The organism is Nocardioides sp. NPDC057767 (assembly GCF_042798275.1).
Lineage (GTDB): Bacteria > Actinomycetota > Actinomycetes > Propionibacteriales > Nocardioidaceae > Nocardioides.
In genome coordinates, this window is the sequence record NZ_JBHVKJ010000005.1 from 36,068 (window position 1) to 48,700 (window position 12,633).

The 12,633-nt window shown below is 67.0% G+C and carries 11 protein-coding genes and 1 tRNA gene; 8 read left to right on the plus strand and 4 right to left on the minus strand.

The features are described 5' to 3' along the window. Nucleotides 1-28: 28 nt before the first annotated feature. On the minus strand, nucleotides 29-1,321 hold the full coding sequence (locus tag ACFVDI_RS04330; protein WP_378901066.1) for a M20/M25/M40 family metallo-hydrolase: 1,293 nt from the start codon (nucleotides 1,319-1,321) through the stop codon (nucleotides 29-31). A 103-nt stretch (nucleotides 1,322-1,424) separates the two neighbouring features. On the opposite strand from ACFVDI_RS04330, the gene ACFVDI_RS04335 reads away from it, so the two are divergent. Next, nucleotides 1,425-2,192: a glycerophosphodiester phosphodiesterase gene (locus ACFVDI_RS04335; protein WP_378901069.1), complete on the plus strand. Its 768-nt coding sequence runs from the start codon at nucleotides 1,425-1,427 to the stop codon at nucleotides 2,190-2,192. Between the two features lie 32 nt (nucleotides 2,193-2,224). On the opposite strand, the gene ACFVDI_RS04340 is transcribed toward ACFVDI_RS04335, so the two are convergent. Beyond that, nucleotides 2,225-2,581 (minus strand): hypothetical protein, encoded by a 357-nt coding sequence (locus ACFVDI_RS04340; protein WP_378901072.1) that lies wholly within the window; start codon nucleotides 2,579-2,581, stop codon nucleotides 2,225-2,227. Nucleotides 2,582-2,698: 117 nt separating this feature from the next. On the opposite strand from ACFVDI_RS04340, the gene ACFVDI_RS04345 reads away from it, so the two are divergent. The 3 genes from ACFVDI_RS04345 (at nucleotide 2,699) to ACFVDI_RS04355 (ending at nucleotide 5,101) form a co-directional block, all read left to right on the plus strand. Further along, nucleotides 2,699-2,784, plus strand: a tRNA-Leu gene (locus ACFVDI_RS04345). Nucleotides 2,785-3,209: 425 nt separating this feature from the next. Then, on the plus strand, nucleotides 3,210-4,154 hold the full coding sequence (locus ACFVDI_RS04350) for a DUF4326 domain-containing protein (RefSeq protein WP_350719510.1): 945 nt from the start codon (nucleotides 3,210-3,212) through the stop codon (nucleotides 4,152-4,154). Nucleotides 4,155-4,156: 2 nt separating this feature from the next. After that, nucleotides 4,157-5,101 carry a hypothetical protein gene (locus tag ACFVDI_RS04355; protein ID WP_350719512.1) on the plus strand — a complete coding sequence of 315 codons (945 nt, stop codon included), beginning with the start codon at nucleotides 4,157-4,159 and terminating at the stop codon, nucleotides 5,099-5,101. 213 nt (nucleotides 5,102-5,314) lie between these two features. On the opposite strand, the gene ACFVDI_RS04360 is transcribed toward ACFVDI_RS04355, so the two are convergent. Beyond that, on the minus strand, nucleotides 5,315-5,632 hold the full coding sequence (locus ACFVDI_RS04360; RefSeq protein WP_350719514.1) for a hypothetical protein: 318 nt from the start codon (nucleotides 5,630-5,632) through the stop codon (nucleotides 5,315-5,317). Between the two features lie 95 nt (nucleotides 5,633-5,727). After that, nucleotides 5,728-9,258: a MobF family relaxase gene (mobF, locus tag ACFVDI_RS04365; protein ID WP_378901077.1), complete on the minus strand. Its 3,531-nt coding sequence runs from the start codon at nucleotides 9,256-9,258 to the stop codon at nucleotides 5,728-5,730. Nucleotides 9,259-9,587: 329 nt separating this feature from the next. Between mobF and ACFVDI_RS04370 the strand changes: the two genes are divergently transcribed. The 4 genes from ACFVDI_RS04370 (at nucleotide 9,588) to ACFVDI_RS04385 (ending at nucleotide 12,624) form a co-directional block, all read left to right on the plus strand. Further along, nucleotides 9,588-10,202, plus strand: coding sequence for a hypothetical protein (locus ACFVDI_RS04370; protein WP_350719517.1), 615 nt, complete (start codon nucleotides 9,588-9,590; stop codon nucleotides 10,200-10,202). A 500-nt stretch (nucleotides 10,203-10,702) separates the two neighbouring features. Then, entirely contained in the window at nucleotides 10,703-11,170 is a 468-nt protein-coding gene (locus ACFVDI_RS04375) for a hypothetical protein (RefSeq protein ID WP_350719519.1), read from the plus strand. Nucleotides 11,171-11,197: 27 nt separating this feature from the next. Next, nucleotides 11,198-11,857, plus strand: coding sequence for an SAF domain-containing protein (locus ACFVDI_RS04380; protein ID WP_141780769.1), 660 nt, complete (start codon nucleotides 11,198-11,200; stop codon nucleotides 11,855-11,857). Nucleotides 11,858-12,078: 221 nt separating this feature from the next. Next, entirely contained in the window at nucleotides 12,079-12,624 is a 546-nt protein-coding gene (locus tag ACFVDI_RS04385) for a hypothetical protein (RefSeq protein ID WP_350719521.1), read from the plus strand. Nucleotides 12,625-12,633: the final 9 nt, after the last annotated feature.

A 12,633-nucleotide genomic window follows, 5' to 3' on the forward strand; every position in this document is an offset into this window, starting at 1 on the left:
GGGGTGTTCGGCGAAAAAGTCTGCCGTCTCAGACCTCATCCAAGAAGCGGTCCATGACGCGCGCCCCGAACTGGAGCGCGTCCACCGGCACCCGCTCGTCCACGCCGTGGAAGAGCGCGGTGAAGTCGAGCTCCTCGGGGAGCCGCAGGGGTGCGAAGCCGTACGTCCTCATCCCGAGCCGCTTGAAGTGCTTGGCGTCGGTGCCGGCGGACATCAGGTAGGGCGCGACCAGCGCGTCGGGGTCCTCGGCGACCAGCGAGCGCTCCATGGCGGCGACGAGGGCCCCGTCGTAAGGGGTCTCCCACGGCATCTGGTTCTGGTCGAACTCGATGTCGATCCCCTCGCCGCACAGCTTGCGCAGCGTCTCGAAGAAGTCGTCCTCGAAACCCGGCAGGAAGCGGCCGTCGACATGGGCGGTGGCCTCCGTCGGGATGACGTTGACCTTGTAGCCGGCGCTGGTCATTGTCGGGTTGGTGACGTTGCGCAGGGTGGCGCCGATCATCCGCGCGGCCGGCCCGAACTCCTCGACGAGGCGCTCGGCGTTCTCCGGCGTCGGCTCCTCCCCCGCGATCTCGCCGACCGCGGCGAGCAGCGTCTGCATCGTCGGAGTCAGCTGCACCGGCCACTCGTGGGCGCCGATGCGGGCGATCGCACCGGAGAGCCTGGTGATCGGGTTGTCGCGGTTGATCATCGAGCCGTGCCCGGCGGTCCCGCGGGCGGTCAGCTTCATCCAGGCCATGCCCTTCTCGGCCGCCTCGATGAGATAGAGGCGCCGTCCCTTCACCGTGGTCGAGAAGCCGCCGACCTCGCCGACCGCCTCGGTGCAGTGGGCGAGCAGGTCCGGGTGGTCCTCGACGAGCACGTGAGCACCCTTCATCCCGCCGGCCTCCTCGTCGGCGGTGAAGGCGAGCGTGATCGGACGCTCCGGGATCCGGCCGGTGCGCTGCCGCTCCCGGACCACCGCGAGCAGCATCGCGTCGAAGTCCTTCATGTCGACGGCGCCCCGGCCCCAGACGTACCCGTCCTGGATCTCACCCGAGAAGGGGTCGATCCGCCAGTCCTCGGCCGCGGCGGGAACGACGTCCAAGTGACCGTGCAGGAGCAGCCCGTCGCCGGTGGAGCCGCCCCACTGCGCGACGACCGAGGCCCGGCCCGACTCGGACTCGTAGATCTCGGAGGAGATCCCGACCTCGTCGAGCTGCACCGCGACGTACTCGGCCGCCTTCCGCTCCCCCGGGCCCGGGTCGTTGCCGTAGTTGCTGGTGTCGATGCGGATCAGGTCACGGCAGAGGTCGACGACCTCGGTCTCGGCGCTGGTCATACCGCCACCGTATCGACCGGTGACGACAAACAGCCGCCTGACGTCCACCTATGCGATGGCAAAGGATTTCGTTGTGGTCGGATGCGTGGGTTTCCATGTGCGCATGCAGAAGCGTGCCCTCCTCTCCGCACACCGCGCCGCCGCGCGCCAGTCGGGGCACCGTGACAACTCCTGGGAGTCGCTCCAGGAGGCCGTCCGGATGGAGGTCGACTACGTCGAGTTCGACGTCCACCGCACCCGTGACGGCGAGTTCGTCCTCCACCACGACGGTCACATCCGTGACCGGATCGGCCGCCGGGTGAGGATCGCGGACAGGACGTACGCAGCGCTCTCGAGGCTCGCGCCGTTCCGCCTGGTGCGCTACCGGGAGGCCCTCGAGCTGCTCGCCGCTCACGGCAAGCACGCCCACATCGACCTCAAGTTCGCCTCGCCGTCGAACCACCTCGGGCTCCCGCACGAGGTCGACGCCGCCGAGATCGCGCTCGAGGTGATGAAGGAGAGCTTCATCGTGACCACGATGGTCGACGAGTCCGTACGCGTCCTGCGCGACTGGGCCGACCTCCGCGCCCCTGAAACCCTCGTCGGCCTCTCCCTCGGCGGCGTCGACTTCCGCCACCACCCGCTCAAACTCGTCCGCCTCAAGCTCTCGGAGTTCTTCCCCGAGGGCCGCATCCGCCGCTGCCGCTCCAACCTGGTCGTCGTCGAGCACCGCCTCGCCGACGCCTGGCTGCTGCGCTGGGCCCACCGCCGCAACATCAAGGTCCTCGTCTGGACCGTCGACAACCCGGGCCGGCTGCGTCGTTTCGTCTACGACAAGCGCGTCTGGATGGTCACCAGCAACCACCCCGCCCGCGCCCTCCTCCCGGCCTGATCCGGAGTCGGCCGAGCGCCGGCTCATTGCGGTCAGCCCTCGCGGCGCCGGCGCGCTTCCTCATCGAGACGACGCGCCGCTTCGACCTCGGCCGTGCTCGGACCGGGTCCACCTGCATCTCCGAGCGAGTCCAGGCTCCCTGCCTGGGCTCGCTCCTCCTCAGCCTTCGTCCGCCCGACCGCTTCGACGCCGTCATAAGGCACCCCGTCGCCGTCCAGATCCGTCGCTCTGTCGCCGTGCCCGCTTCGCACCGACGACACCACGACGGCGCCGAGTGCCCCGACGATTGCGAGGAACCCGATCATCACGATCAAAGAGAGCATGGAACCCACCTCCACCTGTTCGAGGGCCGGTTCCCTCGCCGCTTCCAGCGTCCCCCACGGGTCCACATGGGTCCACCTGATTCCCATTTCGCCCGCTCGTTCCCGGCCTGACCAGGGACCCTGTCTGGAGGGGTGCCCCGATTCGGCACCAGGGGCCCCTCCTGATAATGTTCTTCTTGTTGCGCGCGGGTGGCGGAATAGGCAGACGCGCTAGCTTGAGGTGCTAGTCCACGTATTAGTGGGTGGGGGTTCAAGTCCCCCCTCGCGCACGCAGTGAATGGTGGCCCTGACCTGGGGAAACTCAGGCGGGGCCACTCTTCATTTCAGCCTGTTCGGGCACCGTTCGGGCACATCGGCTGGCACGGATCCGCTGTTGAACTGTCCGTTCCAGCGTATCCGACACCTACGAGTGTCCGCCTCCACGGCATTGCCGGGGCCACCCAGCGCTGTCGAGATTGCGGGCTTCCTCTGGGCTCAACCTTGATCCAGTGGCCGGCGCCTCTTCCCATGCTCGCTTCCCAATTTCTGATCCGCTGCTCGCCGGCCGAACTCGTGCAGTCGCGGTGGCGACGCTCGGGAGACAGCCTCGATACGGCCGAGCAGGCACGAAGGCGAGCTTCGCGAATTCGTCACGCGCAAGCAGCCGCTCCGCTACCTTGGATGGCACGAACTGCAACGTGGTTGGAGATCCCCCATGACCGCCGTCGCGATCAACGACATCACCGTCGTCGACAGGCACAGGACCGACCTGGGCGACCTGGACGGGCTCGCGCGCTCGATGAAGGAGCTCGGACAGCTCCAGCCGATCGTCGTAACGACGAACCTCAGACTTGTGGCTGGCGGGCGACGGCTCGCCGCCGCGAAGTCGCTCGGCTGGCTTGAGATCGACGCGAAGATCGTCGACAACCTGTCCGAGGCCTCAGATCTCCTCCGCGCCGAACGGGACGAGAACACCTGCCGACAGGCGTTCCGGCCAACCGAGGAGCACTCGCTGTACGCCGCGCTGGTCGCGTTGGAATCCCAGGCGAGTGGCGAAGACCCCATATCCTCTGCTCCGTCGACCAAGGCGAAGGCGTCCATCGCCGAGATCGTCACCGGCAATCCCGGACGGCACCGGACGCTCGAGAAGATCGGCGAGGTCAAGGAGCTGGCTGGAGACGCCGCGCCTTCAGATCGCGTTCGCGAGGCCGCACGCGAAGCGCTCACCGAGATCGACCGGACCGGCAACGTGACAAGCGTCTACAAGCGCGTGAAGCTGGCCGAGAAGGCCGCCCGCGACGCACAGAAGTCCGCTTTTGAGGACTGGTCGGACGATGAGCTTCGCCTGCGTGATGATCTTCAAGGCGGGCGAACCGTCGTCGTCAGCTACCGCGAACACCATGCCCATCTCGTTTCTTGGGCGCTTGCCCAAGGTCTCCTCGAGCCGATCGATCGGCGCAGCGAGTGGGGCAACCCCTTCGAGCTCCCCTACGACGGCGACCGGGCAACGGTCGTTTCCAACTATGCCGAGCACTATCTCCCCCACAAACCGTCTCTGCTCTCCAGAATCACCGAGTTGCGCGGACGGGCACTCGCTTGCTGGTGTGCGCCAGATGCCTGTCATGGAGACGTGTTAAAGGTTCGTGCCGAGGAGCCGTAACCATGATCTTGGACGACTTCATCATGCTCGGTACCACGGTTCCGGAACCGAGCAAGGATGGCCGCGTGTTCGTCTGCTCTGCAGGAGTCAGTCCCGAGATGAAGCGGTTGGTCCGCATCTACCCCCTCGCACGTCGGTCGATCCCCAACCGATGGCGGATGTACCGCACCCCTCTGGAGCGGAATCCCCGCGACAACCGTCACGAGTCCTTCCAAGTCCGAGGCGACCGCGAACTCGGTCGCCACAACTGGATCAACACAAGATTCGAAGAGGTCCAGCGCGAAGTCACTCGCGGAAAGCGCGCCGCGCTTCTTCAGCCCTTCGTTCAGGGCAGCATCCAGCAGGCGAACTCCAAGCGGATCAGCCTAGCCGTGCTCCAGCCAGATGACTTCGACCTCTACTTCCGGAAGAACGAGGATGCCGACAAAGACGAGCAATTGACGCTTTTCGACACCGGCGAGGAGAACGCACACGCCCAAGGTCCGAGACGCTTCGAACTGATGCCGCGTCTTCGGTTCCGAGACGAGGGTGGCCCGCACGACCTCATGCTTCGCGACTGGGGAGCGTTCGAGCTCCAGCGCAAACACGGGCCTGCGTACTTCAGGGACAACCTCGCCAGCGCGCTGAACCTCACCCCGTCGTCATCACTGCTCGTCGGCAATATGAACAATCGCCGGACCACGTGGCTCGTCATCTCAGTCCTGAACGGCATCCGGGAGGAGCCGACCCTCTTCGATCCGCCCACGCCAGACATCGTGATCCCTGCCCAGGTGAAGCGCGAGGTGTTCATCCGCGACCAATACAGGTGCGTCGACTGTGGCGCCGACGACCGCGTCGACGTCGTACCGCTGAGTACCGAGCCAGTCGGCCGACTGCTCTTGGGCGGCGCCGAAGAGCTGACGACGCGATGTCACTCGTGTATCACCGGCCTGGATCCCCTCGTTTGAGGGCATGCAGGCACTCCTGGCCTCCCGCAAGCGTCGAGACCGCCCGGACGACAATCTGGGCGCCGTACACCTTTCCTGGCTCGACTGGCGCCGTGACCACCCATGCACCTTTACCCGCGTGGAGACGGTACCGCCGAAGCGCCTGGCACGAGCCGTGGACCGCTGAAGGACCGATGAACTCAGACCAGGCGATGCCCCTGCGGTGATCTCGGACTACGCACGCGCCAGCACCGTACGGAGGCCGCGAATCGGGGCGAAGATGGCCAGTGCGCCGAATTTGCATGCGTCAACGAAGCAGACGAGGGCCAGCACAAGCGTCCACTGCGAGGCACCCTCCTCAGCGAGCATTGTCGTCAGCTTGGCGGCCCAGAGGTACGCAGGGACTGCAACGAACCCCACAGGAATCGCCCACTTGAGGCGCCGCGGACTGCTGAGGTAGGCGATGGCGATGTTGGACGGGGCGTACGCCTTGACGTACCCGTGGATGGTGGCGACGGTGCGCCAGATGAGCAAGAAGAGAATCGTGAGCATGGGTCGGCCTCCGTTCGGAAACAGGCGTTGCGGTCCACGATCCGGGTGGTCGCTGGTTGACGTACTGGCCTGTGGATAAGCGTTCGCTGAGGCGACTATCTGAGGACCGGATGCGGCAACTCGGCGGTCTGTGCTCGCTCTATCGACGCGGTCGCTGAGAGTGTTGCGGCCCGACGCTGTGCGGTGATGGCACGGCGACGATCGGATCGCTCCGCTTCGCTTCGGACACCTGGACCGAGTGGGATGTTGCTAGTGATTTCATAGCGGTCGCGGTACGCGGCGATCGTCGCAACTGAGCGGGTCCACTCGCGGCGGGCTGTCGGTGACGTCGGCGGTACTCCGAGGCGCCGTGCCCAAACAGGGCGCTCGATTGCTGCGGCCTCAGCGAGTACGGTGGCTCGTGATTCGATGAGGCTCTTGCGCTCGTCGAGTGCATGCCGCGCTACCAACGGCATGGCGCCAACTGCTTCGGGGATCATGCCGGCGATGAAGCGCTGGGATGACGTGGCCGCGCCGTTGCGGGCTGGCTTCGTGGTCGTCGCGAGACGGAGTCGGTGCTGGAGTACGGCGGCGATGTCATCCGCGTCGCCGAGGTCGCGCTGTGCGACGAGCCGTGGGAATAGCCGGTCGATCGCGTGACCCGACGCCTCGGCGCGCCGCAGGGACCCCGTCAGAGGCCCGAAGGCGTCACCGACGATGACCTCGTCGGCCTGCGCTTCAGTTAGACCCGAGCGGCGGATGAGGTCGATCCAGCGGTCGCGTTGGGCGACGGCTGCGATGGTGTCGTACTCGGCTGCGAGCTGGGCGATGGAGCTCCAGGTGTCGTGTTCTGCGGTGATGGTCTGGTGGGCGGAGAGTTCGGCGCTGGAGTGTTGGATCACGCCGCAGAGGACGGTGCGGGCGTTCGTCTCGCCGTCGTCGGGATGGCCGACGTGGACGTCGTCGGGCTGGTCGAGGGCGACGTAGGCGGTGTTGGCCTCGCGGCCACGAGTCATGGAGACATACAGGTTCTCTTTCGTCGTTCTGGAGGAAGCGAGGACGTGGGCGGTGTCTACAGTGATGCCTTGGGCTCGGTGGGCGGTGATTGCGTACCCGAGGTCGACGTGCTCGGCTACGTAGTCGGCCGGGAGCACGAGTGTCGCGGCATGACCGGTCTGGCGAGAGATGACGAGGGTGCCGTCTTTGCCGACGTCGTCGATGCGCCAGCGATCCCCGTTGCGGACCCAGACGCCGCACAGCGAGCGGAGGCGGCGGTCGTTGCGGCGGGTGATCACAATGTCGCCGACTGAGGCGGGTTCGCCGCTGGCAAGAGTGACTTCGCGGGAGGATTGGGTCTGGCCGGTGAGGATGCGTTCGGCTCTTGCCCGGGCGTTGAGAGCGTGGACGGTTTCGGTGGTTTCGGTGACGAGGACGCTGGCTTGCCCGTCGGCTTGGTCGTTCCGCCAGGCGGTGTAGGCGGCTTCGAGCATTTCGTCGGTGGTGCCATCGCGGAGGCGGTCGTGTCGGGCGTAAGCGGTGATGGCCTCGAGGCGACCGGCACGGAGGGCGAGGCTCGTCTCGCGTTCCCACTCGTTGCGGAAGCGGTGGACCTCGGCGAGTTCGGGGACGTCTGTTCTGGCGGCGGCGAGAAGGGTGAAGGCGCCGCCGGCATCGACGGGCGGGAGTTGTGCCCAATCGCCCACCAGCAGGACCTTCGCGCCGGCGATGGCGGCAAGGTTGGTGATCTGGTCGAGGGTGGTGGTGTCGGCCAGGGTGGCTTCGTCGATGATGACGAGCTGGCCTCGATGGAGGCGCACGTTGTCGGCGGCGTGCTCGTAGAGCCATTTCGCGGTGTTCTCGCAGCGGATTCCGAGGTCTCCGGCGAGTACGTCGGCTGCGGCTGCGGAGGGGGCGAGGCCGACGACGCTGCCTCGGCCGTGCTCGCGCCGCCAAGCGGTGAGGAGGGCGTGCATGGCGGTGGTCTTCCCGGCGCCGGCTGGACCGACAAGGACGTCAACCAGTCTGCCGGAGGTGGCGATGGATTCGAGAGCGTCAGCTTGGTTGCGGGTGAGGCGGCGGCCCTGATGAGTGCGGCGTACGGCCCGGGCGATCGTTGCCGGGCTCAGCCTCGGGGCTGTGCGGGATTCGGCGCGTTCCAGGAGCCGATCCTCGGCCGCCATCACTGCGGTTGATGAGTAGTTGGTGGCGTGGCGCGGCCGGAACACCGACGTGCCGTCTTCCCTCCGGAACTCAGGCGGGCTCGAGCTCAGTTCGGGCGGAGTCAGCGCGACCGAGTGGCCCTCGGCCGCCTTGACGATCTTGCTGACGACGGCTTCGCGTTCGGCGGCGTTGGGAAAGCGCCAGTGCATGGTCTGTCGGGAGGCTTCTGCCCAGAGGTTCCAGTGGCGCCAGGTCGACCGCTTCCGTTCGACCTCGGCCACGACACTGCGGCCGATCTCTTCGATGAGCTCAGCCGGAATCTGCTCGGCCCTCACGATCGCCGGGCGGCAAGGCCGCGTCAAGCCGCGCGCCCAGGACATCGAGTCGCTACGAAGGACCTGTCCTGCGCGGAGGCGCCACTCGGCGGACAGGTCGAGCAAAGACCGCAGTTGCTTCTTGGGGCGGGTGGCAAGGGTCGCTCGGGCGCGGAGGGCAACGATCGTGGCGTTGCTGGGGCGGCGGCCATGCTGTGCGACGTACTCGTCGATCATCCGGTTCTTCTCCACCTCGATGGCGCGGGACCGGTTGGAGAACTCCTTGATCAGCGTCTCGTCGACGCCGGCGATCTCCCACTGTGGGTTGCGGTCAGCGTCCCGCCCCCGCTGCTCCCAAGCGAGTCCGAAGGTTCCGGTGATCCGATCGGCGAGCACGGCGTTGTAGTGCGCGGAGACGGCGGTGACCGCGGCGTGCATCGGCCGGCTGTCGAGGCTTCGCCAGCGGCCGTCCAGCACTGCTTTGACCTTGTTGGAGACGACCACGTGGGTGTGAAGCTGAGGGTCGCCGGAGCGCGAGTCCCAATGGTCGAAGGCGACCGCGATGATGCCCTCAACGCCGACCTGCGAGACGGCACCGTCGGCATTGGCAACCCCGGCCCTTGTCGCGGCCACCTCGCTCTCCATGTAGTCGATGACGTCGGCGACCGCCGCGTGGTGCGCCGCCAGGAGCAGTTCCTGGGTGTTCGCATCGGCCACGCCCCACAGCACTGAGACCGACTTGGGGACGCTGAAGGTGAAGTCGTACGCCGCCACCGCCCGCCGTCCGGACTGGGCTGCCTCCTCGGCCTCGATCCGCGCCGTCTCCGTCGCTCGATCGTCGTCGCTGAGGTTGGAGTCGAGGTGGCGTACGCGGTCAGCGATTCGCTCCTCGGTCGGCGTGTATTCGGGGTACGCCCGGCCGAGCGGGTCGCCGGTCACCGGGTCACGACCAGCGCCGATCAGAAGCGCGAGCTGCGCCTCGGTCACCTGGGCAGCCTGCCTGATCCTGCCTCCGCCGACGCCCGGTAGCCCAGATCCCATCCACCGTCCCGGCGGGGTGCCCGCTTCGGCGTAGTAGCGGGTCAGTGGCGTGGCCAGCGCTCGGTTGCCGTCGCCGGCCGCCACAGTCTTCAGGAGATACTTGTAGCCGTCGCCCGCGTGCATCACCCGCATCGACACCACCACGGCGCCCCTCCTCTGGCTCCGGGATGCGTGTCAGCATCCCACTCACCACTGAGGTGTCCTCGATCTGCCAATCGTGTGCTGCCGTGAAGGGCGCAGGGGGGACCTGGGAAGGTCGGAGCACCTTGGAGCGATGCGGGCTGGGCCAGAGAGGGCATCTGATGAGCGAGCTCGGCGAGTGTCCGCGAACAGCTGCAAACAAAGATTAGCGTTGCAATTTGGGTAAAGGTCAGTGAAGACTGAGGACCAGACTGCGTCGCCGCTGGGCACCAGCGCGACGCATTCTGCGTCCTCCAGCCGGAGGAAGCAGGTACCCCACCATGAGGATCGCGGCAAGAACCTTCAGCGTCACGACAGCAGTTCTACTGTTCGCCGTCGCTACTTCTTGCGCCCAATCACCGGACGGGACGGGTCCGACGAGCAAGCCGGATCCGTCGTCGAAGGAGCCGATTTCGACGGCGCCGGAGTCTCAGGAGGATCGCGCCTCGGCCGATGCGGAAGACGCTGTGCGGGCATTCTTCAAGACGGTCGATGAGCTTCAGCAGGATCCTGACAAGGATCTTGAAGGACTGACGAACGTTGCGATCGGCGTCCAGCTCAATGCCCAGAAGCTGTCGATCGAGCAGCTCCGGAAGGCTGGCCAGCATCAGACCGGCAGTACCGACGTCGCTGAGATGAAGGTGCAGTCGGTGAGCCTGGACAACTCCGACCCGAAAGCCGGGAAGGTACCGACGGTAACGGTGGATGCCTGCTGGGATGTCGCCGACGTTGATGTGGTCGACAAGAACGGGAAGTCGGTGGTGAGTCCGGATCGGCCGGATGACGGCTGGACCCGTTTCACCGTGGCCAACTACCACTGGTCCAAGAATCCGAGCGGCGGCTGGCGCATCGCCAACGGCCAAGACCTCGAGCAACCGTCATGCAAGGCTTCCTGACACGCGCATTCATCATCGTCCTCCTCGCGGCGGGCGCAACTCTTCTCGGCACCGGCACGGCGTCGGCCGACACTCGATGTCAGCAGACCAACAAGTCGACCGGCGAGTGCATCCTCTGGGTTGAGACCGGATCGCCTGGTGGCGGCGCTGGCGGATCGGGTGGTGAGGGGAAGCCGGCTGGGTCGACCAGTGGACCGAAGGACTCCGGCTCGGGGAACAGTTGCTACTGGGACCCGGCCAAGCAAGGAGTTGCCGGACCACCGGCTGGTCCGGTGCCGTGCACATCGCCCTATGGCACCTGGAGCAATGACCGCAACTGTTACGTGGAGGCGTACGACCCTCCTCCCCCACCGGGTGACCCTGCTTGGGAGGGACACGAACCCGATGACGGCGCGGTCTACAACTGCTACCAGCCGCAGACGTCTCTGCTGGTGACCTTCTGGTCCCAGACACCCCCAGAGGCTGCGGAGGCCGGACCATCGCCACGTGAGGTCGCGCTGATGGCGATCGAGAAGATGAACCTTCGAGCCATCGACATCGGGATCACCCCGGAGGCCGGCGATGACCGCGTCGGGCTGGTCGGGATGCCGGTGTGGCTATGGGTGAACGACCCGGGTCCGTCCACGTTCGGTCCGGCGACGGCGTCAGCGTCGGCCGGTGGGATCACGGTGTCCGCAACGGCGCGGGTGCACGAGATCACCTGGGACATGGGAGATGGCACGCAGGTCGTGTGCCGGAGCGCGGGGACGCCGTACGAGCCGAGGTTCGGCAAGCGGAAGTCGCCGAACTGTGGCCACGTCTATGAGAAGTCGAGCGCGCATCAGCGCGGCGAGAAGTACACCGTGACGGCGACCTCGGACTGGGTGATCACCTGGGCCGGCGCGGGACAGACCGGAACGATCCGGCTGGGCGGCCTGGCCCGTTCGGTCGACATCACGGTTGGGGAAGCGCAGGTGCTCGTGAGCTGAGGCCCGTGAGCAGGAGAGGGACCACCGATGACCAGCACCACAGTACGCAGCGACCGAGCCACGCCGTCCGAGGGCCCGAAGGCGTTGCCGCCGCCAAAACTGCGCCGCCGGCCGTGGCTATCGGTCGCCGCCGCAGCCGCGATCGCGCTTGGCGCGTTCGGAGGCACGTGGGTCTGGGCGGCGACCACGGACACGGTCGAGGTGCTGGCGGCCCGTACGACGATTCCTCGCGGTGCGCTGATCACGCACGACGACCTCGAGCGGGTGCGGATCACCACCGACCCAGCTCTTGCTCCCCTTCCGGCGAACGCTCTGGATGACGTGGTGGGCAAGCGAGCGGCGTACGACATCTTGTCCGGGGGTCTGATCACTGCTGAGGCTGCGACGGATGACCCGGTGCCCGGCGAGGGGAAGTCGGTGGTCGGGGTGGCGCTGACTCCGGCGCAGGAGCCGGGGGTGGCGCTTCGCAGTGGGGATCTCGTCCGGGTCGTGGTCGCTCCGGCCGTCGGCGAGGAGGTGCCGAGCGGTACGCCGCAGTTCTCCGAGGCGGAAGTCGTCGAGTCCCACCGCGGCGAGGATGGGACGCTGGTGGTCAGCGTGATGGTGCCGCATGCCGAAGCGACGCTGCTGGCAGCACGTGCTGCGAGCGGCAACGTGGCGCTCGTGCTCGACTCCGGGGTCGAGTGATGGCGGTCATCGCACTCGCATCGGCAGGCGGATCACCTGGAGTCACGACCACGAGTCTCGGGCTCGCGTTGGCCTGGCCACGCCCGGTCCTACTCGTCGACGCGGATCCGACCGGAACCGCCGGGGTGTTGTCGGGATTCTTCCGCGGTACGTGGGCACCCGAGCTGTCCTTGATCGACCTGGCGCTGAGTCCCCTCGGTGTCGCTGACGCTCTACCAACGGTGGCGCAGAGACTGGAGGGCACCTCGGTCTCGATCGTCGCTGGCATCCGCGATCACGCACAGGCAACTGGCCTTCGAGATCTCTGGGCTCCGCTCGCCGAGGCGCTGGCTGACTTGGAGTCGACGGGCCAGGATGTGATCGTGGACGGCGGCCGGCTCGGGCTTCCCGGTTACCCGGAACCGCTGCTCGATGCCGCGGACCTGACCTTGATGGTGACGCGCTCGCCGCTTCCGGCCCTGGCCGCGGCGCGTACGTGGTCGGCGACGGTACGCCGCCAAGACTCCGGATGGCGGAACCCTGGCGCGCTCCTGATCGGTGAGGGCCAGCCCTATAAGGCGGCCGACGTCGCCAGGGTGATCGGCCTACCGGTGATCGGAGTACTGCCGGACGAGCCGGAGGCCGCTGCGGTCTACTACCGCGGTGCCCATGCACCAGCCCGGTTCGAGAACGGGACGTACGTCCGCTCTCTGATCGCACTGACAGAGGTCGTCCAGGCAGCCGTCTCCCGCGCCCGCAATCAGCTGATCGAGGAGGTGGCTCGATGAACGACCACC